Annotated in this window: 23 protein-coding genes; 12 read left to right on the top strand and 11 right to left on the bottom strand. The window is 70.8% G+C overall.

What is annotated here, in order from left to right:
- The first annotated feature begins 59 nt into the window (after nucleotides 1-59).
- The 4 genes from AB0M62_RS21995 (at nucleotide 60) to AB0M62_RS21980 (ending at nucleotide 2,511) form a co-directional block, all read left to right on the top strand.
- Nucleotides 60-1,022: a zinc-binding dehydrogenase gene (locus AB0M62_RS21995; RefSeq protein WP_366075963.1), complete on the top strand. Its 963-nt coding sequence runs from the start codon at nucleotides 60-62 to the stop codon at nucleotides 1,020-1,022.
- On the top strand, nucleotides 1,019-1,576 hold the full coding sequence (locus tag AB0M62_RS21990) for a GNAT family N-acetyltransferase (RefSeq protein ID WP_366075962.1): 558 nt from the start codon (nucleotides 1,019-1,021) through the stop codon (nucleotides 1,574-1,576). Before AB0M62_RS21995 ends, AB0M62_RS21990 begins: the two co-directional genes overlap by 4 nt.
- Before the next feature lie 171 nt (nucleotides 1,577-1,747).
- Nucleotides 1,748-1,957 (top strand): helix-turn-helix domain-containing protein, encoded by a 210-nt coding sequence (locus AB0M62_RS21985; RefSeq protein ID WP_366075960.1) that lies wholly within the window; start codon nucleotides 1,748-1,750, stop codon nucleotides 1,955-1,957.
- A complete protein-coding gene (locus tag AB0M62_RS21980) occupies nucleotides 1,957-2,511 on the top strand; it encodes a Clp protease N-terminal domain-containing protein (RefSeq protein WP_366075959.1) in 555 nt (184 codons plus the stop codon). Before AB0M62_RS21985 ends, AB0M62_RS21980 begins: the two co-directional genes overlap by 1 nt.
- A gap of 329 nt (nucleotides 2,512-2,840) precedes the next feature.
- On the opposite strand, the gene AB0M62_RS21975 is transcribed toward AB0M62_RS21980, so the two are convergent.
- Nucleotides 2,841-3,752: a helix-turn-helix transcriptional regulator gene (locus AB0M62_RS21975; RefSeq protein ID WP_366075958.1), complete on the bottom strand. Its 912-nt coding sequence runs from the start codon at nucleotides 3,750-3,752 to the stop codon at nucleotides 2,841-2,843.
- Nucleotide 3,753: 1 nt separating this feature from the next.
- On the bottom strand, nucleotides 3,754-4,611 hold the full coding sequence (locus AB0M62_RS21970) for a DUF4097 family beta strand repeat-containing protein (RefSeq protein WP_366075957.1): 858 nt from the start codon (nucleotides 4,609-4,611) through the stop codon (nucleotides 3,754-3,756).
- Between the two features lie 110 nt (nucleotides 4,612-4,721).
- Here AB0M62_RS21970 and AB0M62_RS21965 point away from each other — a divergent pair, with 110 nt between their 5' ends.
- Nucleotides 4,722-5,543, top strand: a complete 822-nt coding sequence (locus AB0M62_RS21965) for a hypothetical protein (protein WP_366075956.1) — start codon at nucleotides 4,722-4,724, stop codon at nucleotides 5,541-5,543.
- Nucleotides 5,544-5,604: 61 nt separating this feature from the next.
- On the opposite strand, the gene AB0M62_RS21960 is transcribed toward AB0M62_RS21965, so the two are convergent.
- The 6 genes from AB0M62_RS21960 to AB0M62_RS21935 form a co-directional block, all read right to left on the bottom strand.
- On the bottom strand, nucleotides 5,605-5,787 hold the full coding sequence (locus tag AB0M62_RS21960; RefSeq protein WP_005312030.1) for a DUF6104 family protein: 183 nt from the start codon (nucleotides 5,785-5,787) through the stop codon (nucleotides 5,605-5,607).
- A 120-nt stretch (nucleotides 5,788-5,907) separates the two neighbouring features.
- On the bottom strand, nucleotides 5,908-9,810 hold the full coding sequence (locus AB0M62_RS21955) for a multifunctional oxoglutarate decarboxylase/oxoglutarate dehydrogenase thiamine pyrophosphate-binding subunit/dihydrolipoyllysine-residue succinyltransferase subunit (protein ID WP_366075955.1): 3,903 nt from the start codon (nucleotides 9,808-9,810) through the stop codon (nucleotides 5,908-5,910).
- A 269-nt stretch (nucleotides 9,811-10,079) separates the two neighbouring features.
- Complete coding sequence (locus tag AB0M62_RS21950; protein ID WP_366075954.1) at nucleotides 10,080-11,144, bottom strand: ATP-binding protein; 1,065 nt, start codon at nucleotides 11,142-11,144, stop codon at nucleotides 10,080-10,082.
- The gene (locus AB0M62_RS21945; protein WP_366075953.1) at nucleotides 11,141-11,878 is read right to left on the bottom strand and encodes a response regulator transcription factor; all 738 of its coding nucleotides are present in this window, start codon (nucleotides 11,876-11,878) and stop codon (nucleotides 11,141-11,143) included. Before AB0M62_RS21945 ends, AB0M62_RS21950 begins: the two co-directional genes overlap by 4 nt.
- Before the next feature lie 75 nt (nucleotides 11,879-11,953).
- Nucleotides 11,954-12,697 carry a spermidine synthase gene (locus AB0M62_RS21940; RefSeq protein WP_366075952.1) on the bottom strand — a complete coding sequence of 248 codons (744 nt, stop codon included), beginning with the start codon at nucleotides 12,695-12,697 and terminating at the stop codon, nucleotides 11,954-11,956.
- Between the two features lie 139 nt (nucleotides 12,698-12,836).
- Complete coding sequence (locus AB0M62_RS21935) at nucleotides 12,837-13,349, bottom strand: hypothetical protein (protein ID WP_366075951.1); 513 nt, start codon at nucleotides 13,347-13,349, stop codon at nucleotides 12,837-12,839.
- A gap of 306 nt (nucleotides 13,350-13,655) precedes the next feature.
- Between AB0M62_RS21935 and lon the strand changes: the two genes are divergently transcribed.
- Complete coding sequence (gene lon / locus AB0M62_RS21930; protein ID WP_366075950.1) at nucleotides 13,656-16,052, top strand: endopeptidase La; 2,397 nt, start codon at nucleotides 13,656-13,658, stop codon at nucleotides 16,050-16,052.
- A 187-nt stretch (nucleotides 16,053-16,239) separates the two neighbouring features.
- On the opposite strand, the gene AB0M62_RS21925 is transcribed toward lon, so the two are convergent.
- Nucleotides 16,240-17,085 (bottom strand): lysozyme, encoded by an 846-nt coding sequence (locus tag AB0M62_RS21925; RefSeq protein ID WP_366075949.1) that lies wholly within the window; start codon nucleotides 17,083-17,085, stop codon nucleotides 16,240-16,242.
- A 315-nt stretch (nucleotides 17,086-17,400) separates the two neighbouring features.
- Between AB0M62_RS21925 and AB0M62_RS21920 the strand changes: the two genes are divergently transcribed.
- Nucleotides 17,401-17,844: a MarR family transcriptional regulator gene (locus AB0M62_RS21920; protein ID WP_366075948.1), complete on the top strand. Its 444-nt coding sequence runs from the start codon at nucleotides 17,401-17,403 to the stop codon at nucleotides 17,842-17,844.
- Between the two features lie 76 nt (nucleotides 17,845-17,920).
- On the opposite strand, the gene AB0M62_RS21915 is transcribed toward AB0M62_RS21920, so the two are convergent.
- Nucleotides 17,921-18,703: a hypothetical protein gene (locus AB0M62_RS21915; protein WP_366075947.1), complete on the bottom strand. Its 783-nt coding sequence runs from the start codon at nucleotides 18,701-18,703 to the stop codon at nucleotides 17,921-17,923.
- A gap of 427 nt (nucleotides 18,704-19,130) precedes the next feature.
- Between AB0M62_RS21915 and AB0M62_RS21910 the strand changes: the two genes are divergently transcribed.
- The 5 genes from AB0M62_RS21910 (at nucleotide 19,131) to AB0M62_RS21890 (ending at nucleotide 24,792) form a co-directional block, all read left to right on the top strand.
- Nucleotides 19,131-21,893 (top strand): nitrate- and nitrite sensing domain-containing protein, encoded by a 2,763-nt coding sequence (locus AB0M62_RS21910; protein WP_366075946.1) that lies wholly within the window; start codon nucleotides 19,131-19,133, stop codon nucleotides 21,891-21,893.
- The gene (locus AB0M62_RS21905; protein WP_366075945.1) at nucleotides 21,890-22,363 is read left to right on the top strand and encodes a roadblock/LC7 domain-containing protein; all 474 of its coding nucleotides are present in this window, start codon (nucleotides 21,890-21,892) and stop codon (nucleotides 22,361-22,363) included. Before AB0M62_RS21910 ends, AB0M62_RS21905 begins: the two co-directional genes overlap by 4 nt.
- Entirely contained in the window at nucleotides 22,360-22,773 is a 414-nt protein-coding gene (locus tag AB0M62_RS21900; protein ID WP_366075944.1) for a DUF742 domain-containing protein, read from the top strand. Before AB0M62_RS21905 ends, AB0M62_RS21900 begins: the two co-directional genes overlap by 4 nt.
- Complete coding sequence (locus AB0M62_RS21895) at nucleotides 22,754-23,449, top strand: ATP/GTP-binding protein (protein WP_366075943.1); 696 nt, start codon at nucleotides 22,754-22,756, stop codon at nucleotides 23,447-23,449. The genes AB0M62_RS21900 and AB0M62_RS21895 overlap by 20 nt, the downstream gene beginning before the upstream one ends.
- Before the next feature lie 95 nt (nucleotides 23,450-23,544).
- Entirely contained in the window at nucleotides 23,545-24,792 is a 1,248-nt protein-coding gene (locus AB0M62_RS21890; RefSeq protein WP_366075942.1) for a styrene monooxygenase/indole monooxygenase family protein, read from the top strand.
- Here the strand turns inward: AB0M62_RS21890 and AB0M62_RS21885 are convergent.
- Nucleotides 24,753-25,934, bottom strand: coding sequence for an NlpC/P60 family protein (locus tag AB0M62_RS21885; protein ID WP_366075941.1), 1,182 nt, complete (start codon nucleotides 25,932-25,934; stop codon nucleotides 24,753-24,755). The genes AB0M62_RS21890 and AB0M62_RS21885 overlap by 40 nt on opposite strands.
- Nucleotides 25,935-26,046: the final 112 nt, after the last annotated feature.

The raw sequence follows: 26,046 nt of genomic DNA, 5'->3' as shown, positions 1-26,046 counted from the left end.
CGCGTGTCACACCCGTGTGTGGTTCCGCCGCGTCCCGTCGGCGTCCTATCGTCAAGGTCATGTTCGCCGCCTACGCCGCACGTATCGACCGTGACCAGCCGCTGAACGGCCTCGAGCTGGGGGAGCGCCCGGCCCCCGAGGCGCGTCCCGGCTGGACGACCGTGAATGTCAGGGCCGCCTCCCTCAACCACCACGACCTCTGGTCGCTGCGCGGGGTGGGCCTCGCCGAGGACAAACTGCCAATGATCCTGGGCTGTGACGCCGCGGGTATCGACTCCGACGGCAACGAGGTCGTCATCCACTCCGTGATCGGCCAGTCCGGACACGGCGTCGGCCCCGGCGAGCCCCGCTCGATCCTCACCGAGCGCTACCAGGGCACGTTCGCCGAGCAGGTCACCGTGCCCACCTGGAACGTGCTGCCCAAGCCGGCCGAGCTCTCCTTCGAACAGGCCGCGTGCCTGCCGACCGCCTGGCTCACCGCCTACCGGATGCTCTTCACCAACGCCGGTGTCCGGCCAGGGGATTCGGTGCTCGTCCAGGGTGCGGGCGGCGGAGTCGCGACCGCCGCCATCGTCCTCGGCAAGGCGGCGGGCCTGCGGGTCTACGCCACGAGCCGGGACGAGGCCAAGCGCAAGCGGGCCCTGGAGCTGGGCGCGGTCGACGCCTTCGAGCCGGGCGCGCGGCTGCCGCAGCGCGTGGACGCGGTGATCGAGACGGTCGGCGCCGCCACCTGGTCGCACTCGGTCAAGTCGCTGCGCCCGGGCGGCACGCTGGTCATCTCGGGCGCGACCAGCGGCGACCGCCCCTCGCACGCCGAACTCACCAGGATCTTCTTTCTCGAGCTGAAGGTCGTCGGTTCGACGATGGGCACCAAGGACGAGCTGGAGGACCTGCTGTCCTTCTGCGCCGCGACGGGCGTGCGGCCGGTCGTCGACGAGGTGTTGCCGCTGGACAGGGCCCGCGAGGGCTTCGAGAAGATGGCCGGCGGCGAACTGTTCGGCAAGATCGTCCTGACGGTGTGACCGACGTGACGGGTGTGACGCCGGGCGTCTTCACGCTGCGGCCGTGGCGCACCGGCGACGCGGCCGCCGTGCTCACCGCCTTCGGGCGGCCGGAGATGGCCCGTCAGGCGGGCCGGCCGGTGACCACTCCCGCGGAGGCGGCTGAGTGGATCGTCGACCGCAGCCGGGACCGGGTGGCCGGGACCGGCTACTCGTGGGCCGTGACCGACGGCACCGACGCGGTGCTCGGCTGCGTCGCCGTCACGGCGGTGAACCGGACCCACGACACCGGCTGGATTTCGTACTGGACCGTGAAAGCGGCCCGGGGCAGGGGCGTGGCGAGCGCCGGGCTGTGCGCGCTCGCCCGATGGGCGTTCGACGACCTCGGGCTGTTCCGGCTGGAGCTCGGCCACCGTACGAACAATCCCGCCTCCTGCGCGGTGGCCATGCGGGCCGGCTTCGCGGTGGAAGGGCTGGAGCGGGCGAGGCTCCGATACGGGGACGTCCGTTACGACGTCGAGCGGCACGCCCGGCTGGCCACGGACCCGGTTCCCCTTCCAGGGGCGCCGGGCTGACCGGGCGCGGCGCGGCTCGGCGGTGCCCCCGCGCGGAGTAGGACGCGGACCCGTCTGCTTGTCTCCACTTGAGTCGCCCTTGTCTCCGCGAGTCGCCCTTCCGAGGGATCACCGCGATACGAGTGTCAACCGGAGTTGACGTTTCTCCGGATGTCAACGTAAGTTGACGTCATGACCGAAGCAACCGATCTCGCCGAGCGGGCGGGCGATCGCGATCCGAGGGTCGGCCTGCGTGCCGTCGCCGCTCTGCGGCGGCTGTTGGAGCAGCTGGAGGCGGTGCAAGTCCGAAGTGCCCGGATGCAGGGCTGGTCGTGGCAGGAGATCGCGGCCGAACTCGGCGTCAGCAGGCAGGCCGTGCACAAGAAGTACGGGAGGCATTGATGTTCGAGAGGTTCACCAGCAGTGCCCGGGGCGTGGTGACCGGCGCGGTCGGGCACGCGGAACGGGCGGGTGCGGACTCCGTCACCGAGGAACACGTACTGCTCGCGCTGCTCGACCTGGAGGGCACTCCGTCGGCGTCCGCGTTCGCCTCGCTCGGGATCGACGGCCGACGTGCGTCGATGGAGGCCGCGTTGGCGGCCGCGCGGCGTCGCGGCGGCCTCTCGCTGTCCGACACGGACGCGCTCGCGGGGCTCGGGATCGATGTCGCGGAGATCGTCTCTCGGGTCGAAGAGGCGCACGGCGAGGGTGCGTTGCAGAGGGACTACAGGTCGAAGCGGTGGTGGTCCGGGCGCCGGCCCTTCACCCCGGCGGCGAAGAGCGTCCTGGAGAAGTCGCTGCGGATCGCTGTCGGCCGCGGGGACCGGTACATCGGTGACGAGCACATTCTGCTGGCGCTGACAGTTCTGCCGGGGGTGGTCGCGGAGGTACTGGCGGAGCACGGGGCGAGCCACGCGGCGGTGGAACGGGCGCTGTCCGCCTCGGCGGCGCCGTAGGAAGGTACCCGCCTCCGGCGGACCTCCCCGGCAGTGCGGTTCGCCTCCGGTGGGGCGAGCCGACGGGGCGGCGGAGGTGCTGGTTCGCCTCCGGTGGGCCGAGGTGCGGGTCGGTTGCGGGTGGGCCGGGCGCCGGGGCCTCCGGGGGCGCCGTTCGGGACTGCGTGATTCACGGGCGCGTTCCGCCGGGCCGCCCTGGGCAGCCCGGGCCCTGAGCCACACATCACGCTCTTACGCCCCGTACATCACCCCCTCCGACGCCGGCACCCGCGCCGATTCCGCCGCCCCGGGCCCTCTCCGTGCCCGGCGACGCTGCGAGGGAGCCGGCGTCAATCCTGGGTGCGGAGTACCGCGCCGATGTGGGCTGCCGCCGAGGACAAGTGGCGGCGCGCCTCCCGCAGTTGCGCCTCCGTCACGCCATGGTCCCGCGCCGAGTCGCGGATGTCGTCGCGGAACCGGTCCAGCAGCCGGTCCAGGTCACGTTCCGGGTTGCCCGAGGAGTCCTCATGCGCCCACTCCGGCTCGGGCTCCGGGCGCTCAACGGTCACGTCCGGCTCGGCGGCCGCCCGCCCCATACGGCCGAACTCCTTCGTGATGTCGGCCAGACTCTCCCGTACACCCGTGGGCCAGTCGCCCCGGGCGAAGTGGTCCTGCACCCGCTTCGCGATGCGCTGCATCTCCTGACGGGCCCTCTCCTGGGACTCCTTGGCCTGGCGCCGCGCCTGCTGCGCGTCCTCGCGGGCCCTGCGGCTCTCGTCCTTCGCCCGGCGGGCCTGCTCCTTCCACTCCTGCTTGGTGCGGCGCAGCTCCTCCTTCGCCGCCTCCCAGTCGCCCCCCGTGGGAGCGGACCCGTTGCGCGTCTCGGACGCGGCTGCCCGCATCTCGCGGCGCAGGTCGCCCGCCGCGCCGCTGACGTCGGCACGGATCTCGGCCGCCAGTTCGGAGACCGACTCGCGGATCTCCACTTCCAGGTCGGCCAGTTCGCCGCTCCGGCCCGCCAGTTCCTCGCGGCCGGCGTCGGTGATCGAGTACACCTTCCGGCCGCCCTCGGTGGTGTGGGTGACGAGGCCTTCGGCCTCCAGCTTGGCGAGGCGCGGGTAGACGGTGCCGGCGGACGGCGCGTACAGGCCCTGGAAGCGCTCCTCCAGCAGGCGGATCACTTCGTAGCCGTGGCGCGGTGCCTCGTCGAGCAGCCTCAGCAGGTAGAGGCGGAGGCGGCCGTGAGCGAAGACGGGGGGCATTTCAGAGCACCTTCCTTTCGGCCGGCGGGGTCTCGAGGTCTTCGTCGGCAGGCGGGCGGCGAAGCAGTGCGATGGAACCCGTGACCGTGGAGGCCTTGAGTTTGCCATTGCCCGCCCCCAGCGTGCCGGTGATCTTCTTGGCACCCCACTGGCCGCTGACCCGGAGGTCGTCGAAGGCGTTGGACACCTGGCCGCTCGCCGTGTTCGCCTCTACCTCGGCGTCCGCCGGGTGCGGCAGCCGGATGGCCACCTCGCCGGAGACGGAGTTGAGGCTGATGTCGGTGGGGCCGCCGGCCGGGTCGACGTCGACGACCATGTCGCCGCTCACCGAGTCCGCCCGTACGGACGAACCGGACCCGTCGATGACGGTCAGGTCGCCCGAGACCGAGTTGAAGCGCAGGTCTCCGGTGACGGACTGGGCCTCCAGGTTGCCGGAGACGGTGTCGGCACGGACCGGACCGGAGACTCGGACCAGAGTGGTGTCGCCGGTGACGCCGCGTACGTCCGTACGGCCCTGGATGCCCGAGACGACCGCCCCGGCGCCGACCACGCCGACCTCGACCCGGGTGCCGGTGGGGACGGCGAGGGAGACCACCGCGCTGCGCTGCCAGCCCTTGCGGTCGAGCCACTTGAGGAAGCCCTTCCAGGGCAGGTCCTCGTAGGCGACCGTCAGCGTGCCGCCGTGCTGGGTCACGGTCAGCGGCGGCCCGTCGAGTTCGGACACCTCCAGCCGGGCGGAACCTTCCTCGGTTCCGACGACGTTGACGGTTCCGTTGACGATGCGCACGTTGAGCGCCGTCACCGGGTCGTCGAAAGTGAGTTTCTTCGGCTCGGCGACCGCCCACGTCGACTCGGGCATGGTGCTGACCTCCCTCGGTCGGGGTGACGCAACATATCGCGTCTCTGGTGGACACGATATATCGCGGATGGGGGAAGTCAAGTGTGTCCGATTTGCCTTAGCGTGAGGGCATGCCGAACGCCACCACCGCAGGTGCCCTGCTGCTTTGCCGCGCGGAACCGGGACAGGTACGCCCTCCGGCCCATCTGCTGCGCGAGCGGCTGCTCCTCGCTCCGGCCGGCGAGGAGTGGAGCGTCCTGGTCCCGGAGGGAAAGCCCTGGCTGGGCGGGGGAGAACCGGTCGACGCCGTCCTGTCGGGCTGGGCCGCGGCGCTGGCTGTGGGTGCCACCTGGCCGGTCCTCGCGCTCTGGTGGGACGACACCGGCAGCGGCTTCACCCTGGCATCCGGGTTCCGCCGCACGGTCGGCTACGTCTGGCTCGCGGACGGCACCCCGGTGGGGGAGGACGAGGCGATGCGGACATTCGCGGCCCGCCTGGGGCTGGACCCCGTACTGGACATGGAGTCCCTGGCGGCGCTCACACGCCCCGACCCCGAGGCGGACGCCCGCGCCCGGCTGCTCGGATTGATCGCGGTGCTCGCGCGGGCAGGGCTGGACCTGCCGCCGGGACTCACTCCGGGCAAACCGGCGGACCGGCTGCGGGAGACGGCACGGGACGCGCCCGGCGCGGAGCCGGTGGAATGGAGCGGCTGGCGTGACGTGGTGCGGGCGGAGCTCGACGCTGTGGAGGGCGGCCCGATCGATCCTTGGGTCCGCGGCCGCAAGGCCCGGCTGCTCGGCGCGGCCCAGCTCGCGGCGGGCGTCCCGCTGACGGTGTGGGCCGTATGGCGCCGCAGTGGCGGATGGGCGTGCGCGGGGCTGGTACTCGTGACGCACGGGGCGCTCAGCCTGGCGTACGAGCGGCTTCGGGGCCGTGACCAGGGCGCGGCTTAGAAGTCCCGCCCGGCCTGCGACATCCGGCACGCACGCCGCCGCACGTCCCGGCCGCGGCGCGTCACTCCTCGTCGTCCTCGTCGTCGAGCCGCGCCAGCCACGTCGCCAGCCGCTCGACCGGGACCTCGAAGTCCGGGTTGAGGTCGACGAAAGTCCGCAGCTGTTCGGCGAGCCACTCGAACGTGACCTCCTCCTCGCCGCGCCGCTTCTCCAGCTCCTCGATGCCGCGATCGGTGAAGTACAAGGCTCACTCCGTGCAGGATGTCGGGACGTTCCCCGCCAGGATAAGCCGTGCGTACGCCGGAAGGCCCGGCCCCCGATGTTGCTGGGCCGGGCCTTCCGTACGTACTGCCGCTGCCGCGGGTCAGGCCTCGAAGACCTCGTTGACCAGCTGCTGCTGCTCCGCCTGGTGACGCTTGGCCGAGCCGACCGCCGGCGACGAGCCGTGCGGCCGCGAGATGCGGCGCAGGCGCTCGCCGTGCGGGATGTCGGCGCCGACCGCCAGGTCCAGGTGGTCGATCAGGTTGAGCGCGATGAACGGCCACGCACCCTGGTTCGCCGGCTCCTCCTGGGCCCAGAGGTACTTCTCGGCGTTCGGGTACTTGGCGATCTCGGCCTGGAGCTCGGCACCCGGCAGCGGGTACAGGCGCTCGAGGCGGATGATCGCGGTGTCCTTGACCCCGCGCTTCTGCCGCTCGGCGTCCAGGTCGTAGTAGACCTTGCCGGCGCAGAAGACCACCTTGCGGACGGCGGCCGGGTCGACCGAATCGTCGCCGATCACCGGGCGGAAGCCGCCGGTGGTGAACTCCTCCACCTTCGACGCCGCGGCCTTCAGACGCAGCATCGACTTCGGGGTGAAGACGATCAGCGGCTTGTGGTGCGGGTTGTGGACCTGCCAGCGCAGCAGGTGGAAGTAGTTCGACGGCAGGGTCGGCATTGCGACCGTCATGTTGTCCTGGGCGCACATCTGGAGGAAGCGCTCCGGACGGGCGGACGAGTGGTCCGGGCCCTGGCCCTCGTAGCCGTGCGGCAGGAGCAGTGTGACGCCGGAGGTCTGACCCCACTTCTGCTCGGCCGAGGAGATGAACTCGTCCACGACGGTCTGCGCGCCGTTCACGAAGTCACCGAACTGCGCCTCCCACATGACCAGCGTCTCGGGCCGGGCGAGGGAGTAGCCGTACTCGAAGCCCATCGCCGCGTACTCGCTCAGCAGCGAGTCGTACACGTTGAAGCGGGCCTGGTCCTCGGAGAGGTAGAGCAGCGGCGTGTAGTCCTCGCCGGTCTCCTGGTCGACCAGCACGGCATGGCGCTGGCCGAACGTACCGCGGCGGGTGTCCTGGCCGGACAGCCGGACCGGGGTGCCCTCCATCAGCAGCGAGCCGATGGCGAGGGTCTCGCCCGTGCCCCAGTCGATCGTGCCGTCCTCGACCGAGGCCGCGCGGCGCTGCATCTGCGGCATCAGACGCGGGTGCACCTTGATGTGGTCGGGGATGTTGACCTGGGACTCGGCGATCCGCTTGACGACCTCCTGGGAGATCGCCGTGGTCACGGCCACCGGGAACTCGGGCCGCGCCTCCGGGACATGGGTGGTCGCGGGGTGCGAGGTGGCCTCGCGGACCTCCGCGAACACCTTCTCCAGCTGCCCCTGGAAGTCCTGCAGCGCCTGCTCGGCCTCTTCCAGCGTGATGTCGCCACGACCGATGAGCGACTCGGTGTAGAGCTTGCGCACCGAGCGCTTCTTGTCGATCAGGTTGTACATCTGCGGGTTGGTGAACTGCGGGTTGTCGCCCTCGTTGTGACCGCGCCGGCGGTAGCAGATGAGGTCGATCACGACGTCCTTGTTGAACGTCTGGCGGAACTCGAAGGCGAGCCGCGCGACGCGGACCACGGCCTCCGGGTCGTCGCCGTTGACGTGGATGATCGGCGCCTCGATCATGCGGGCCACGTCGGTCGCGTACATCGAGGAACGCGAGGACTCCGGCGCGGCGGTGAAGCCGACCTGGTTGTTGATGACGATGTGCACCGTGCCGCCGGTGCGGTAGCCCCGCAGCTGCGACATGTTGAGCGTCTCGGCCACGACTCCCTGGCCGGCGAAGGCCGCGTCACCGTGCAGCGCGACGGGCAGGACCGTGAAGTCCGTACCGCCCTTGTTGATGATGTCCTGCTTGGCGCGGGCGACACCCTCCAGGACCGGGTCGACCGCCTCCAGGTGGGAGGGGTTGGCGACGAGCGAGACCTTGATCTGCTCGCCGTCCAGGCCGGTGAAGGTGCCCTCGGCGCCAAGGTGGTACTTGACGTCGCCGGAGCCGTGCATCGACTTCGGGTCGAGGTTGCCCTCGAACTCCCGGAAGATCTGCGCGTACGACTTGCCGACGATGTTCGCCAGGACGTTCAGGCGGCCGCGGTGGGCCATGCCGATGACGACCTCGTCGAGGCGGGCCTCGGCGGCCGAGTCGATGACGGCGTCGAGCAGCGGGATGACGGACTCGCCGCCCTCCAGCGAGAAGCGCTTCTGGCCGACGTACTTCGTCTGCAGGAACGTCTCGAAGGCCTCGGCGGCGTTCAGCCGGCGCAGGATCCGCAGCTGCTCCTCGCGCTCCGGCTTGGCGTGCGGGCGCTCGACGCGGTCCTGCAGCCACTTGCGCTGCTTCGGGTCCTGGATGTGCATGAACTCGATGCCGGTGGTGCGGCAGTACGAGTCGCGCAGCACGCCCAGGATGTCGCGCAGCTTCATCAGCTGCTTGCCGGCGAAGCCGCCGACCGCGAACTCGCGCTCCAGGTCCCACAGGGTGAGGCCATGCTCGATGAGGTCGAGGTCGGGGTGCTTGCGCTGCTTGTACTCGAGCGGGTCGGTGTCGGCCATGACGTGGCCGCGGACCCGGTACGAGTGGATCAGCTCGAAGACGCGCGAGGCCTTGGCGACGTCGTCGTCGTGCGAGACGTCGATGTCGCGGAGCCAGCGGACCGGCTCGTACGGGATGCGCAGCGACTCGAAGATCTCGTCGAAGAAGCCGTTCTCGCCCAGCAGCAGCTGGTTCACGACGCGCAGGAACTCGCCGGAGGCGGCGCCCTGGATGACCCGGTGGTCGTACGTCGAGGTCAGCGTCATGACCTTGGAAATGCCCAGCTTGTTCAGCGTGTCCTGGGAGGTGCCCTGGAACTCCGCCGGGTAGTCCATCGCGCCGACGCCCATGATGAGGCCCTGTCCGGGCATCAGGCGGGGCACGGAGTGGACGGTGCCGATGCCGCCCGGGTTGGTGAGCGACGCGGTGACTCCGGTGAAGTCGTCCATCGTCAGCTTGTTCGCGCGGGCGCGGCGGACGATGTCCTCGTACGCCTGCCAGAACTCGAAGAAGTTGAGCGTCTCGGCCTTCTTGATCGCCGCGACGACCAGCTGACGGTCGCCGTTGGGCTTCACCAGGTCGATGGCGAGGCCGAGGTTGATGTGCGGCGGCTTGACCAGGGTCGGCTTGCCGTCCTTCTCCGCGTAGGAGTAGTTCATCGACGGCATGGCCTTGAGGGCCTGCACCATCGCGAAGCCGATGAGGTGGGTGAAGGAGACCTTCCCGCCCCGGGCCCGCTTGAGGTGGTTGTTGATGACGATGCGGTTGTCGAAGAGCAGCTTCACCGGGACAGCGCGCACCGACGTGGCGGTCGGCAGCTCCAGCGAGGCGTTCATGTTCTTCGCCACGGCCGCGGACGGGCCGCGCAGCGGCACGTACTCCGGCCCCTCGGGGGCCTCCTTGGCCGGCTCCGCCTTGGCCTTCGCGCCGGCCGGCTGTGCGGCGGCCGGAACGGGCTTCGAGGCCGGAGCGGCCTTGGCCGGGACCGGGGTCTGAGCGGCGGGCGCGGCGGCGACTGGGGGCGCGGCGGCAGCCGCTCCAGTGGAGCCGGTGCTTGCACCGGGGGGCGTCGCCGGAGGAGTTGCCTGGGCCGGGGTCTGAGCCGGGGCCGGGGTCTGAACCGGAACCGCAGTCCCGGCCGCAGAAGCCTCCGCCGGGGCGGCCTCGGGCGCCGCGGGGGACGCAGCCCCCGCGACTGCGGCCTCGTCCGTGGGCTTTGCCGCGGCCGGAGCGCCGGCCGCGCCCGGCTTGTAGTCGGCGAAAAAGTCCCACCAGGCCCGGTCGACCGAATTCGGGTCCTGGAGGTACTGCTGGTAGATCTCGTCGACGAGCCACTCATTGGGACCGAACGCGGCAGCAGGGTTCTTCCCCTGCCCGTCTTGGTCGGTCGAGATGCTCGAGTTACTGGGGGACTGTGGCGACACGGCGGTAACCGCCCTCTTCCGCTTCACAAGGTGATGGACAGCGGGAATTAAGGCTACGCCTCCATGGCCGGGAGATGCAGGCCGGGCGGGCGTTCCGTCGTGCAAGTCACACCAAAGCCCGGGTTTCACCGCTGAAATTGGCGGGAAACAAGCGGGGTTCCGGTGCTGAGCGGGTACGCGCCACCGTGGCTGCGGCCTGGAGGGCCGCACCCCTGACTGATCTCCGCCGGGTATCGCGGAGAACATGCGCTTCCTGTTCGAACCCTACGTCAACGCTGTGACGGGACGCTTCCCGGAAGAGTGACCTGAATCCGGCACCCGCGGGACGATTCGGCCACTCCTATGCGCCCGCCGTGCAGATCGACCGCCCACCGGGCGATCGCCAGCCCCAGTCCCGTACCGCCGTCGCCACCGGACGCACTGCCGCGGTTGAAGCGCTCGAAGACCCGGTGCCACTCCGACTCCGGAATGCCGGGGCCCTCGTCCAGCACCTCCAGATCCAGGCTCTCCGGGTGGGCGCCGCGCCGGGCGCGGACGGTGACCCTGCCGTGCGGCGGGCTGTGCTTGACCGCGTTGTCGATCAAATTGGCGACCACCTGGTGCAGCCGCTCCACGTCGGCGTGGGCGGTCAGCTCGGGCGGCGACACGTCCAGGTGCAGATGGACGTCCTTGCGCGTGTGGGTGCCGGAGCCGGAGGTGAGACCCCGCTGGGCGGCCACCAGGTTGGCTTCCTTCAGGACGCCCGACAGGTACGGCCACACCTCGAAGCGCCGTGCCTTCAGCGGTACGACCCCGTTGTCGAGCCGGGACAGATCGAGCAGCGTCTCCACCAGCCGGCCGAGGCGCTCGGTCTGCTTGAGCGCGGTCCGCATGGTCTCCGGATCGGCGGCCGAGACGCCGTCCACGACGTTCTCCAGTACGGCCCGCAGCCCCGCGATGGGCGTGCGGAGCTCGTGCGAGACGTTGGCGACCAGCTCCTTGCGGTGCCGGTCCACCGCCTCCAGGTCGTCCGCCATGCGGTTGATCGTGTCGGCCAGGTCGCCCAGCTCGTCACGCCGGCCGGCGCCGCGCACCCGCCGCGTGTAGTCGCCGTGGGATATCGCCCGCGCCACGGTCGTCATCTCGTCCAGCGGGGCCGTCAGGCTGTGCGCCACGAACTGAGTGATCAGCATCGAGGCGATCACTGAGAAGACCGTGATGAAGCGCAGCTCGGTCTCGGTGCGCAGGGCCACCAGCAGCAGGCCCGTCGTGATGAAGACCGAGACGACGACGAGCGTGCCCAGCTTGGTCTTGATCGAGAAGGGGCGCAGCCCCGGTCCGGGCGGGCGGCTCATGTCGCCGGCGTCTCCAAGGCGTATCCGACTCCGTGGACGGTACGGATCCGCTCCGCGCCGATCTTGCGCCGCAGGGCCTTGATGTGGCTGTCGACCGTCCTCGTCCCCGAGGCGTCCGCCCAGTCCCAGACCTCGGCCAGCAGCTGCTCCCGCGAAAGAACCGCGCGAGGCGTGTTAGCGAGGCAGACCAGCAGGTCGAACTCGGTGGGCGTCAGGTGCACGTCCTCGGTACGGACCCGGACCCGCCGCTGGGCGTGGTCGATCTCCAGCTCGCCCAGGCGCAGGATGCCGCTGCGCGGCGTGTGCGCGGCCTGCGTCGCGCGCTCCACGCGCCGCAGCAGGACGTGCACCCGGGCCGCGAGCTCACGCATCGAGAACGGCTTGGTCATGTAGTCGTCCGCGCCGACCCCGAGCCCGACCAGCATGTCGGTCTCGTCGTCACGCGCCGTGAGCATCAGTACCGGAACCGGTCGCTGCGCCTGGACACGGCGACAGACCTCGAGGCCGTCGAACCCCGGCAGCATGATGTCCAGTACGAGGAGGTCCGGCTGCCAGGCCTCCGCCGTCTCCACGGCGGCAGGGCCGTCGGTGGCCGTCTGTACCTGGAACCCCTCGGCGCGCAGTCGCGCGGCGATGGCATCGACGATTGTCGGGTCGTCCTCGACGACAAGCACCCGGCGCTGGGCGCCGGGGGTGGCGGGTACGCCGTTGTGCGTGGTGTGTGTCTGATCCATCGCCCCGCCCCTGGGAGTGCGCTTCCAAAGATCCGCGTACAGGGGAGCAGCGTAAAGGCAGTCGGACGCTCCCGGCTACGCAGGGCGATGTGCGAGGTGGATGACGTCGGGGACGCCTCGGGCAACCTGGACCTCTTTGGTTCGTACCCCGCTGAATCCGGCATTCCGCAATGACTCTTCGAAACTGCCGGACGGCTGGGCGGACCAGATGGCGAGGACGCCGCCGGGGCTCAACCGCGCCTGGCAGGCCGCGAGTCCGGCCGGTGAGTAGAGGCCGCCGTTGTCCTCGGTGACCGTCCAGTCCGGGCCGTTGTCGATGTCGAGGCAGAGGGCGTCATATGTCTCTGAAGTGGTACGAACGTACCCCACAAGATCCGTGTGCAGAATCACGGTACGAGCATCGCGCAGCGCCTCGCGGGAGATGGCGCCGAGCGGTCCCTCGCGGTGCCAGTCGATGATCGCCTGCTCGCGCTCGACGACCGCGATCCGGCCCCATCCGGGGTTGGACGCGGCGCGGGCGAGCGAAAAGCCGACCCCGAGACCACCGATGAGCACGCAAGGGCCTCCCGGCCGGTCCGGCGCCTCCCGGTCCGGCGCGGCTCGGTCCGGCTCCTCACGGTTCAGCGCCTGGAACGCGGCGTCCACCAGCAGCCGTTCCGAGCGGCCGTCTGAAGTGTCCATCAGGAAGCACCCGTTGGCGATGATCTCGTACCGCCCGCCGCGTTGGCGCAGGACGACCTCGCCGTACGGTCCGTCACGCCGGTCGAGGGTGACCGGCGCCTGCGCGTCGGTATCGGCGACGGCTTGGGGCGAGAGCACGGCGGTTCCTCCAGCTGACGGTTCGGCCTGCGGCGTGCGCACATCCTCGCAAAAGCGGCCCGGCGAAGCCACGCGGAAACGACACCGCGTCAGGCACGGCCAACCTCCGCGGACCTACCCGGCAACTGGGGGACCGCGGCTAAGGCAGCGGCACCGCGGCCAGGACTTTGCGCAGGGCCGGTGGGGGTGCGGGGTCGCTCGTCACGACTTCGTGGCCCTGGTACCGGATGGCGTAGATGAAGGCGTCGGGCACCGGCTGCCCCATCGAGACGCGGGGCAGGTGCGGGAAGTCTGCTTCCTTCAGCGCCGTACGCAGTGCGGTGAGTTCGGCCGGCGTGAGCCGGCCCGGTGCGCCCGTCTTGCCCGCCGTCAGTGTCGTGTACGTACCGTCGCCGTTCACCAGCACGCTGTCGTGCCGTCCGGCGATGCCGCCGGTCACGGTGACGGTGACCAGGCGTTCGTCCAGGGTGGTCGGGGCCGGTGCCGGGGTGGGGGTGCCGGTGGCCGCTGTCGGCCCCGGCCCCGGCGCCGGGGCCGAAGCCGCCGGCCGGTCCGACGTGTCCGAGGGCGTCCCGCCCCCGCCCGTGGTGCAGCCCGTCAGCAGCAGGGCCGCCGCGGCCAGTAGCCCGATCGTCCACCTGGTCGGTCTCATGAACCCCACCTGTCGTCCGTACCTGACCAGCACGTGCGCGTCGAGCATGCCTGATCGCGCCTGCTCGGGGGAGACGGCGGGCGCTGTCCATTCCGATCCGACTCTTCATCGGGCGGGGCGCGGATCCGCCACCACGCCACGCCGACCGGTGCAAGGTCCTGGGCAACCTCGCCTTGACCTGTGCAAGGTCCACCGCTACTGCCGGCGCGGCGAATGATCGCTCACAGCGAACGCCGCCGGGGGAACATCTCGCCATGGCCAAGCATTGAGTGCGTACAGCTCAACTTCACTGCCGAAGGGAAGATCATGGCTTCGACGTCCGCATCACTCACCCTCCCTGTGCTGCCCCTTGACGACGAGGTCGTGCTGCCCGGCATGGTGGTGCCCCTGGACCTCTCGGACAACGATGTACGGGCCGCGGTCGAGGCCGCGCACGCCGCGGCCCCCGAGGGCGGCAAACCGAAGGTGCTGCTGGTGCCGCGCGTCGACGGGACGTACGCCGCGACCGGCGTGCTCGGCACCGTCGAGCAGGTCGGACGGCTGTCCGACGGCGACCCCGGTGCCCTTATCCGCGGCCGCAGCCGCGTGAAGGTCGGGGCCGGGACGACCGGTCCCGGTGCGGCCCTGTGGATCGAGGGCACCCCGGTGGACGAGACCGTCCCCGATCCACTGCCCGGTTCGGTCACCGAGCTCGTCAAGGAGTACAAGGCTCTCGCCACCAGCTGGCTCAAGAAGCGTGGTGCGTGGCAGGTCGTGGACCGCGTCCAGCAGATCGACGGAGTCTCGGCCCTGGCCGACAACTCCGGCTACTCGCCCTTCCTGACGCTGGAGCAGAAGGTCGAACTGCTGGAGACCGCCGACCCGGTGTCCCGGCTCAGGCTCGCGGTCAAGTGGCTCAGCGAGCACCTCGCCGAGCAGGATGTCGTGGAGTCCATCGCCAAGGACGTGCAGGACGGCGTGGACAAGCAGCAGCGCGAGTTCCTGCTGCGCCGGCAGCTGGAGGCCGTTCGCAAGGAACTCGCCGAGCTGAACGGCGACACGGAGGGCGAGAGCGACGACTACCGGGCCCGTGTCGAGGCCGCCGACCTGCCCGAGAAGGTGCGTGAGGCCGCGCTCAAGGAAGTCGAGAAGCTGGAGCGGTCCAGCGACCAGAGCCCGGAAGGCAGCTGGATCCGGACCTGGCTCGACACCGTCCTCGAGCTCCCGTGGAAGGAGCGGACGGAGGACGAGTACGACATTCAGGGTGCCAAGGGCATCCTGGACGCGGAGCACGCGGGCCTGCAGGACGTCAAGGAGCGGATCACCGAGTACCTGGCGGTGCGCAAGCGGCGCGCCGACCGTGGGCTGGGTGTCGTCGGCGGACGGCGCGGCGGCGCGGTGCTGGCACTCGTCGGCCCGCCCGGCGTCGGCAAGACGTCGCTCGGCGAGTCGGTGGCGCATGCGATGGGGCGCAAGTTCGTCCGCGTGGCGCTCGGCGGAGTCCGCGACGAGGCGGAGATCCGCGGCCACCGGCGTACGTACGTCGGTGCCCTGCCCGGTCGTATCGTCCGGGCCGTCAAGGAGGCCGGTTCGATGAACCCGGTCGTCCTCCTGGACGAGATCGACAAGGTCGGCTCGGACTTCCGGGGAGACCCCGCGGCGGCGCTGCTCGAGGTCCTCGACCCGGCGCAGAACCACACCTTCCGGGACCACTACCTGGAGGTCGAGCTCGACCTGAGCGATGTCGTCTTCCTGGCCACGGCGAACGTCCTGGAGGCCATTCCGGAGGCGCTGCTCGACCGGATGGAACTGGTGCGGCTGGACGGCTACACGGAGGACGAGAAGGTCGTCATCGCCCGCGACCACCTGCTGCCGAGGCAGCTGGAGCGCGCGGGTCTGGAGCCGGGCGAGGTCGTGCTGGAGGACTCCGCCCTGCGCAAGCTGGCCGGTGAGTACACCCGCGAGGCGGGTGTACGGAACCTGGAGCGCGCCGTTGCCCGCCTGCTGCGGAAGGTGGCGGCCCAGCACGAACTGGGTGAGCAGGAGCTGCCGTTCACGATCGGCGCGGAGCAGCTGCGCAAGCTGATCGGCCGGCCGCACCATGTGCCGGAGTCGGCGCAGGACCCGGCCGAGCGCCGCACGGCGGTGCCCGGGGTGGCCACCGGCCTCGCTGTCACGGGCGCGGGCGGGGACGTCCTCTTCGTCGAGGCGTCGCTGGCGGACCCGGAGACAGGCGCCGCCGGTCTGACCCTGACCGGTCAGCTCGGTGACGTGATGAAGGAGTCGGCACAGATCGCGCTCTCGTTCCTGCGCTCGCACGGCGCGGAGCTGGAGCTGCCGGTGGCCGACCTCAAGGACCGGGGTGTGCACATCCACTTCCCGGCGGGCGCGGTCCCGAAGGACGGGCCCAGCGCGGGAATCACGATGACGACGGCTCTGGCCTCGCTGCTCTCCGGCCGTCAGGTGCGTACGGATGTGGCGATGACCGGTGAGGTGTCGCTGACCGGCCGTGTCCTGCCGATCGGTGGCCTCAAGCAGAAGCTGCTGGCCGCCCACCGGGCGGGCATCACGACGGTCGTGATCCCCAAGCGGAACGAGCCGGACCTGGACGACGTGCCGGCCGAGATCCTGGAAGGGCTGGAGGTCCACCCGGTGACGGATGTCCTCCAGGTCCTGGACATCGCGCTGTCCCCGTCGGCGGTGGAGGTCCCGGCGGCAGCGTGAGTGGAGCTGCGGGGCGGGGCGTTGTTCGGGTGGCCCCCGGGTTCCCCTCCGGACGGCTTCCGGGCACCTTCGGGTGACCTCGGGAGCCTTCCGGGTCGGGGAACCCGGGGCCTTCCGGGTCCCGGTGCCTACCGGGGAGATGGGTTGGGCGCATATGCCGGTCGGCGGCTCCGGCCGCCGACCGACCTCATCCGTTGGCCAGAGCCACCACTCGGTCCAAGGCGCCGTTGAACTTGTTGTGGTCCCCCACGATCGGGCCCGTCGAGGTGTACTGCCACATCGTCTGGTAGCCCCAGCCTGCCGGGAGTTCGCCAGGGGTCGTGTTGTACCGCGCGATCCACAGCGGGCTGCTCGCGCCGAAGCCGCTGTAGTTGCCGGTGCAGTCCTTCCACCAGCTCGTCGCCGTGTAGATCACCGCATCGCGACCGGTACGAGCCCTGTACGTGGTGAGGAAGTCACGGATCCACGCCACCATCGCGCTCTGCGTCTTGCCGTAGCACTGGGCTCCGTACGGGTTCCACTCGATGTCGAGCACGCCCGGCAGCGTCTTGCCGTCGCGGGACCAGCCGCCCCCATGGTCCACGAAGTAGTGGGCCTGATTGGCGCCGCTGGAGTCGTTGGGGGTGGCGAAGTGATAGGCGCCGCGGATCATTCCGACGTTGTACGAGCCGTTGTACTGCTGTCCGAAGTACGGGTTGGTGTAGTAGTTGCCCTCGCTGGCCTTGACATAGGCCCACTTCACGCCGCTGGTCCACAGCGACGCCCAATTGACGTTGCCCTGGTGGCTGCTGACGTCCACGCCCTCCGTCTGCGCGGCGCGCGAATCGCGGGGGATACCGCCCTGGCCGTCGTGAGCGACGACGCCCTGGCCCATACGGGCGCTGCCGCGCTCGGGCCGGTCGGCGGCGTCCGACGCGGCGGGCGCGATGAACAGGAGAGCCGGCGCAGCGAAGAGGAGCGCGAAAGCGGTGAGGAGGCTCCCAGCAGTACTGACGGGAGAGGTACGGGACGTTCCGGATCTGTGCACGGGCATTGCGTGCCTCCGAAGGCCTCGGTGGGGGAGGGTGTCTGCCGTCCTGCCGGACTGGTCTCCTGCCGGCGCGACACCCGGTCGAAAAGCCGCTGGCGTGGGCATGTCACTCAGAAAGCTACGCACGTAGACCGGGACGGCGGAAGGGAGTGCAAGGGGTGCCGTTGGTCCACGCCTGTGGAGTTCCGCCCCAGCTGGGGCGACGTCCGTGGCTGAAACAAACTTCCAGCGGTGGGCGGCGCGGCGCCACGCTGCCCCACCTCGCCCACGCCTGCGAAATACTGAGCCGTCGGGCAGGCAGAGGGAATGGGAGCGGCCGTGCAAGAGACCGGAGACCAGGAGTTCCTCGCGCTGGAGCGGGAGCTGTCTGTCTTCCTCCGGCGCGCCCGTGCCTCCTCGGGTGAGATGGCCCGGGAAGTCCATCCCGAGCTGGAGCCCGCCGCGTACGGGCTGCTGGTCCGCCTGGAGGAGACCGGACGGCAGCGGGCCACCGAGCTCGCTGCCTACTTCGGGGTCGGCAAGGCGACCATGAGCAGGCAGCTGCGGGCGCTGGAGGATCTCGGCCTGGTGGCACGCGAGCCCGACCCCGCCGACGGCCGGGCCTTTCTCGTCCGGCTGACCGAGGAGGGGCGTGCGCGCTTCCTGCGGGTACGGGACGCGCGGCGCAGCCGGTACATGCGCAAGCTGGCCGGCTGGGACCGTGGCGAGGTGGCCGAACTGGCCCGGCTGCTGAACCAGCTCAACAAGCGCGCCGAAGCGTGACCGTGCCGAGCGGGAGCAGCCGGCGCCGGACCACAGACCGCAGAACGCCGGTCTGCCGTACAGCTCTGTCGCCGTACTACAGCTCCACGTAGACCGCCGACGCGTCGTCGTGCAGCTTCCAGCGCCCGAACGTCTTCAGCTCCGCGTCCGCCTCCTCCAGCGCCCGCACCCGGCCGATCAGCCCCGACGGGCCCTCCTTGCGCAGTACGGCCAGGCAGTCCGCCCAGTCGCCCTCCCCGAAGACGTCCGTCCAGCAGCTCGCCCCGTCGGTCAGGGCCGCCACCGTACGTACCTCCGCGCGCGGCGACGTGCCCGTCACCGCGCGCTCCGCCACGGCGGGATCGGCGGCCGCCGTGAAGAAGCCGCCCTCGGCGTTGCGCAGGGCGTCGATCGCGGCCGTCGAACGGCGCGTCTCCCGCGGAACGCGGCTCAGCCGGTCGTCCACGATCGGCGTCACCCGGCCGTCCGGCGCCTCCAGCAGCAGAACCGAGTCGCAGAGGACGAGATGCTCGACCTGCTCGGCGCCCCAACGCGCCATGACGGCTGTTGCCTGAGGCGTACGCGCGTGAGAAAGGTCACAGGTGTCGCGGTGTGCGTCGGCGGTGCGCCTGATTGCTTCCGCGAGGATCTTCCGCAGGGTCATATCCCGCCGCGAACCGGACAGTTCGACCAGCGTGTGGCCGAGCCGCGCGGTGAACCAGGGCACGTCGTGCACACAGCCGGCGTCGTCCTGTGGAGGCGTGACACCGTCCAGTGCTACCAGCACTCCGCCCCGGCCCCAGGCTGTTGGGGCTGCTGAGACCCAGTCCTCATTGGGACGGGCGGGGTCGCCGGGGGCCGAGGCGGGTTCGATGCGCATACGTCAAGTCTGCACGAGCTCTTCACGGCCAAGGTCAATTGGCTCATACCAGCAGGTCAGGCCTTTATTCGGACGGAATGGCCGACTCCGCGAAGCTGTGGGCGCGCATCCTGCCAAAGGCCGCCGAGAAGTTTCAACCGGCGTGCAGAACCGGCCCCTCCACGCGACGGGGGGCGAGTTGTTTGGCAACTCCTGAGTGATGTTCACTCGTTCGGGTGGCCAGGCGGGCGATGCTCGCCCCCCTCCGAAACACACTGGAATGGTCGGAAGCCGTACCGAGGATGTACGAGGGGTGGGGGCGCTTACTTGTTGACCGGCCGTCACCTCGGCCTTACGAGTAGACGAGTCAAGATTGCGAGCACCGGTGCAGAACAAGCGGTCTCGGGGTAACGGCCAGGGCACGACGGGAACCGATCGCACCGTACGCGTGCGCAGCCGGCTGATCCTCGCCGTCGCCGCCGTCGGCATCACCGTCCTCGCGGCAGGCGGCCCCTCCATCGTCACTGCCTCCGCAGAACTCAACGAGTCCCAGCGGCTGGTCACGCTCGCCCAGCTGAGCCGCCAGACCGTCACCCTCGCGCACTCTCTCGCCGACGAGCGGGACGAGGTCGCCGTCTTCATCGCCGCCGGCCGGGGCGGGACCGCTCAGGCCGACGCCGAGGAAGGTGGCGAGGCCGGGGAGGACGGAGAATCCGCGGAAGGTCAACAGGGCGGGGAAGGGGCGGAGTCCGACGGCAAGCAGCCCAAGGTCTCCGAGGAGCGCACGGCCCGCGTGGACCGCCAGATCGCCGAGATCACCCCGGAGGCACCCGCGGATCTCCGCCGCGACCTGGAGCGGATAGCCACCGTGCGCGCGGCGGCCCTCACCGGCAAGGGCTCGGCGTTCGACGCACACCAGGCGTACTCCGAGGTGATCGGCAAACTGCTCGGCCTGGCCGGACAGCTGGCCGAGCAGACACCACCGCGCGCCACCGGCGCTCTCGGCGCCACCCGCGCGCTGGTTCCCCTCGGCCAGGCCGTCGAGCAGGCCTCCGCCTCCCGGGGGCTGGCCCTCGGCGCGCTGGCCGTTCCACCCGCCCAGGACCCGGAACCGCAGTACAACCCCGTCACCGGGCGCTGGGAGACCGCCGAGAAGTCCTCCGCCGCAGACCGCGACGGGGACGCACTCAGCGCCGCAGCCCAGCAGTCACGCGTACGCGAGCAGGCTGCCCTCGCGGACTTCCGGCGGACCGCACGCCCCGACGCGCGTGACTCGCTGGCCTCGACCGTCACCGGGCCCGAGGTCAAGACCGCCGAGGGATATCTCGAGCGCCTCACCGACCAGCCGACCCTGTCCAAGAGCGAGCGCAAACTCGACCGCGAGCGCGTGGACTCCGCGCTCTCCGCCCGTGTCGACCGGATGCGCAGCGTCGAGTCGTCCCTCGCTTCCGACCGGGCCGACGCCCTCGCGCAGCTGCGCGACGACGATGTCACCGCCCTGGAAGTACGCATCGCGTTCCTCGGCGTGTGCCTGCTGATCGCCCTGGGTGTGAGCATGGCCGTCGCTCGTACGCTGACCCGCCCGCTGGCCGTGCTGCGTATCGGCGCGGCCCGCCTCGCGGCCTCGCCCGGCACGGAGGAACCGGTCCGGTTCACCGGCCGCAACGACGAGTTCGCCGATGTCGTACGTTCCCTCAACACCCTCCATGAGCAGACCGCGCAGCTGCATGAACGCGCCACGCGGCTCGACGCGGACCGTACGAAGCTGATCGGCCGCAACGAGAAGCTGACCACCGAGCGCGCCGGCCTGACCAACGAGCTTGCCGCGCTCCGGACCAGCGTCGAACAGCAGCGCCGCACACTGAGTACGACCGCCGTCAGCCTCTCGCTGCGCACACTCGGACTGGTCGAGCGTCAGCTCACCGTCATCGAGCAGCTCGAAGCACGCGAACAGGATCCGGACCAGCTCGCCACGCTCTTCAAGCTCGACCACTTCGCCACGGTCATGCGCCGCCACAGCGAGAATCTGCTGGTCCTGGCGGGCGCTGAACACGGCCAGGGCCACCCCGGGCCGGTGCCGCTCGTGGACGTCATGCGCGCGGCCGTCAGCGAGATCGAGCGGTACGAGCGGATCGACATCCAGTCGCTGCCGCCGCACGCCCGGATCGCGGGCCACGCGGCCGACGACATCAGCCACCTCGTCGCGGAACTGCTGGAGAACGCCACGATGTTCTCCCCGCCGGACGCCCGGGTGCAGCTCTCCGGCTGGCTGCTGGAGAGCGGCGAGGTCATGCTCTCCGTCCAGGACGAGGGCATTGGGGTGACTGCCGGCCGTATCGAGGAGCTCAACGAGCGGCTCGCGGACCCTCAGGCGTACGAAACCGAAAGCAGCGCCGAGAGCATCATGGGACTCGGTCTGTACGTCGTGGCGCGGCTCGCCGCCCGCCACGGTGTACGCGCCGAACTGCGCGCCCAGAAGCAGGGCGGCGGTACGGCGGCCGTGGTTGTCGTACCGACGTCCCTTCTGCCGGCCACGCCGCCGGTCGAGCCGGCGCACACGCCGGAAGTGCCCGGCGCGCCCGCGCTGCGTCTGCCAGGGTCGGTCGCGGAGGCCAACTCCAACGCGCTGCCGGGACGTTCGACACTGCCGCCCGGTCAGGACCCCCTCGTGGCCCTGGCGGAGCGTACGGTCCGCGAGGCGGAGGCCGAGCCCGCCCACGAGCGGACCCGCGAGGTGGCGGCGGAAGCGGAACCCGAGCCGCAGCCGGCCGACGAACCCGCGCCCGCGGTCGAGTCGCGAGCCGTCGACTCCAGGCCCGCCGTCGGTTCCGGGGCCGCCGTCGAGGCCCACGCCGCTGAGGCACGGGCCGCCGAGCCGCAGGCCGGCGCGCTCGCGGACGCCGTCCTCGCGGCCCCCGTCCCCGCCCACGAGCCGCAGGCGGACACGCCCGCCGCCGAGCCCGCGCCCGCCGACCAGCAGCCCAAGTGGGAGCGCATCACCGACAAGGGACTGCCCAAGCGCACCCCCAAGGTGGTCTCGCCCGGGGCCGCACCGGCCCAGGAGCGCACCGGCAAGGTCGACGCGGAGGAACTTCGCCGACGGCTCGGTGGTTTCCACCAGGGGGCGAAGAACGGCAGGCGCGACGTCGAGACCGAGATCGCCGAACAGACCGAGGACGAGGGGGACACCGTCGAGGAGGCACGCACGTGACCGCCAGTACCTACGGACTGAGCAGCCAGGCCCGCAATCTGCAATGGCTGCTGACCGATCTCGTGGAGGAGGTGCCAGGCCTGCTCTCCGTGGCGGTCGTGTCGTCAGACGGACTGCTTCTGCTGTCCTCCGACCCGGGACAGACCGGAGCCCGGCAGGAGGGACGCGAAGGCCCGAAGGGGGCAAGCGCGGATCTCGCCACGATCGTCTCCGGCCTCGGCAGCCTCACCGTCGGCGCGGCGAAGCTGATGGACGCCGGCGGCGTCAAGCAGACGATGGTCGCCATGGAGAACGGCAGCGTCTTCGTCATGTCGATCAGCGACGGCTCCCTGCTCGGCGTGCACGCCACCCCGGACTGCGACATGAGCGTCGTGGCCTACCACATGGCGCTGTTCGTCGGCCGGGCCGGCCACGTCCTCACCCCCGAACTCCGCAGTGAACTGCGCAAATCGATGGAGAGCGCCCAGTGACGCCCGGCAAAATAGTTCCCCAGCTACCGGTCCGCGGCGGTGAGAGGCGTACCGCCCGGGTCCGCCCGTACTCGCTCACGGGTGGCCGCACCCGCTTCGGACATGTCCTGCTCGTCGAGACGTTCGTGGCGGCACTCGAAGCGCCCGAGGAGCGGCGGGAGCTGACGAACGGCGGCCGCGGCGCCCGCGGCGTCATGCCGGAGATGCAGGCAATCGTCGAGATCTGCCGCCGGATGCGTACGGTGGCCGAGATCTCGGCGCTGCTGAAGATGCCGCTCGGCGTGGTGCGCGTCCTTCTCAGCGACCTCGCAGACCAGGGAAAGATCCGCGTGTACGGGACAGGACACGGCGCAGGCCGGCCCGAACGCGCGCTGCTCGAAAGGGTGCTGAGTGGACTCCGCCGTCTCTGAGAGGCCCGTCCCCGACACGGACGCCGACATCGACACCACCACCGGCACTGAGACCGGCACCGGCACCGGCACCGGCACGGGCACCGGCACCGAACAGGGCGCACAGGCCTGGCAGACGGACCGCACCCGGGCCCCGATCGCCACCAAGGTCGTCGTCGCGGGCGGTTTCGGAGTGGGCAAGACGACCTTCGTGGGATCCGTTTCGGAGATCACGCCGCTGCAGACCGAGGCGGTGATGACCGAGGCCAGCGAGGAGACCGACGACCTGACGGCGACCCCGGACAAGGTCACGACCACCGTCGCGATGGACTTCGGCCGGATCACGCTCGACGACGACCTCGTGCTCTATGTCTTCGGCACGCCGGGCCAGCAGCGCTTCTGGTTCATGTGGGACGACCTGGTGCGCGGAGCGATCGGCGCCGTCGTCATGGCGGACACCCGCCGGCTGCCCGACTGCTTCCCCGCGCTCGACTACTTCGAGAGCTGCGGACTGCCGTACGTCGTCGCGGTCAACCAGTTCGAGGGAACGCCGGCGTACGAGGCCGAGGACGTGCGGGAAGCCCTGACGATCCCGCCGCACGTGCCTGTGGTGATCATGGACGCACGCCGCCGGGTCACGGTCATCGAATCGCTGCTCGCGCTCGTCGGCCACGCGCTGGACGTCACCCCCGAATAGTTCCCACGGCCACCCGGGGGCGCATCGCCCGCACCCGCCCGTACGTACTCGGACAACCGTACGTACTCAGACACCCGTAGAGAGAAGACCTCGCCATGCGGAAGATACTCATCGTCGGAGCCGGACAGTCCGGTCTCCAGCTCGCCCTCGGACTCCAGTCGCAGGGGTACGAGGTCACCTTGATGTCCAACCGTACGGCGGACGAGATCCGGACCGGCCGGGTCATGTCCACGCAGTGCATGTTCCACACGGCGCTGCAGCACGAGCGCGATCTGAAGATCAACTTCTGGGAGAGCCAGGCCCCGCGCATCGAGGGCCTCGGAGTCTCGGTCGCCGGTCCGGACTCCTCGCGTGTCATCGACTGGGTCGGCAAGCTGGACGGATACGCCCAGTCCGTCGACCAGCGTGTGAAGATGGCCGGCTGGATGGAGACCTTCGCGCAGCGCGGCGGCCAGCTGGTCATCCATGGCGCCGCCGTCTCCGACCTCGACTTCTTCTCCCGCACGTACGACCTCGTCATGGTCTCCGCGGGTAAGGGCGAGCTGGTCTCGATGTTCGGCCGCGACGCGTCCCGCTCGCCGTACGACGCCCCGCAGCGCGCGCTGGCCGTCGCGTACGTGCACGGGATGGGCCCCCGCCCCGAGCACCCCGAGTTCGACGCGGTGCGCTGCAACCTGGTGCCCGGTGTGGGCGAGCTGTTCGTAATGCCGACACTCACCGTGTCCGGCCGTGCGGACATCCTCTTCTGGGAGGGCATCCCGGACGGCCCGCTCGACGTCTTCCGCGGCGTCAAGGACCCCGCCGAGCACCTCTCCCTCACTCTTGAGCTGATGGAGAAGTTCACGCCCTGGGAGTACGCGCGCGCCACCAAGGTAGAACTGACCGACGCGGGCGGGACCCTGGCCGGCCGATACGCGCCGACCGTACGCAACCCCATCGGCCGGCTGCCCGGCGGCGGCCTGGTGCTGGGCGTCGCGGACGTGGTCGTCGCCAACGACCCGATCACCGGGCAGGGCTCGAACTCCGCCTCCAAGTGCGCGGCCTCGTACCTCGCCTCGATCGTCGAGCGGGGCGACGAGCCCTTCGACGCGCAATGGATGCAGTCCACTTTCGACCGCTACTGGGACACGGCGCAGCACGTCACCAAGTGGACGAACGCGATGCTCGGTGTCCCGCCGGAGCACGTGCTGAACCTGATCGGCGCGGCCGGCCAGCTGCAGCCCGTCGCGAACCGCTTCGCCAACGGCTTCAACGACCCGGCCGACTTCGAGAACTTCTTCTTCGACCCGTCGCTCACGAACGCCTACCTGGCCGAGGTGTCCGGAGCCGCGGCCGCGGAGTAACCCGTGTCCGGCCCCGCCGTGGCCTCCACGGGTAGCCGCGGCGGGGTGTACGACGCCAGCACCTTCGCCTCCGGGTCCGGCCGGACCGCGCCGAGCAGCGGGTTGGCGGCGATCGGGGAGACCTTGACCCTGGTGCCGGGGCGCGGGGCCTGGATCACCAGGCCGTTGCCCACGTAGATCGCCACATGCGTGGCCTTGGGGAAGTAGATGACCAGGTCGCCCGGGCGCAGAGAGCGCAACGGCACCTTCGGGAGCTGTCGCCACTGTTCCTGGCTGGTCCGTGGGATGGGCCGGCCCGCGTGCGCCCACGCCTGCGAGGTGAGCCCGGAGCAGTCGAACGAGCTGGGCCCTTCCGCGCCCCAGACGTACGGCCTGCCGATCTGGCGGACGGCGTAGCGGATGGCCTTGCCGCCGCCCGCCGACGGCTTACGGACACCGGTCAGTTCGCCCTTGGCGAGCAGCTCGTCCTGGGCCCGGTCGGTGCCCTCCTGCTCCAGTCGGGCGAGCTCGGCAAGCTGGTCGGCGGTCAGGGAGGCAAGCATCCTCTCGACCTCCGCGAGGCGTGCCCGCACCTCGTCGCGCTGCTTCCTCTGGCGTGCGGCCAGGACCTGCTGGGCGTCGAGCGCCTCGCGGGCCTTGCCGGCCAGGTCGTCGGCCCGCGTCTCGTTGGCGGTCAGCCGGGCCAGCGTCGCGGCCCGGTCGGCGGACTCGCGCCGGATCAGATGGCGCTCGTCGAGGGCGTGCTGCGGGTCCCGGGAGAGCAGCAGCCGCACGTAAGGGGAGATCCCGGTCCGGCCCTGGTACTGCTCTCTCGCCAGCTGCCCGGCTTCCCCCCGGCTGTTGTCCAGGGCGAGGCGCACCCGGGAGAGCTCGGCGCTCAGCTTCCGGGCCTCGGCCTGGCGCTGCTCGAGGATCTCCTCGGTCGCGTTGTACGTCTCGGTGGCTTCCTCGGCCTTCCGGTACAGCTCCTGAAGATCCGTCAGCAGCTCGGCGACGGTACGTTCCGGCACCGGTCCGCCGGTCGCGGGCGCCGCGGGCGGGTCGACCGGATCGGCCAGGGCGTAGGGCGTGGGCCCGCACGCCACGACGGCGGCCGCCACGGCCGCCGCGGTACACACCGAGCGCAGAAAGCTTCCTGACACGTGATCACCTCCGTGGGAGGGATCGTGGCACGATCCGGGGCGGCCGTCCTCAGGAGCAAGTGAACCGGGGCAAAAGGCTCACTCGTCCGGCCTCACCCCGGCGTGGGGACTT

The sequence above is a fragment of the Streptomyces sp. NPDC051219 genome (assembly GCF_040682335.1).
Lineage (GTDB): Bacteria > Actinomycetota > Actinomycetes > Streptomycetales > Streptomycetaceae > Streptomyces.
Note: the sequence above shows the minus strand (reverse complement) of the source record. Positions and strands in the feature narration are given on the sequence as shown.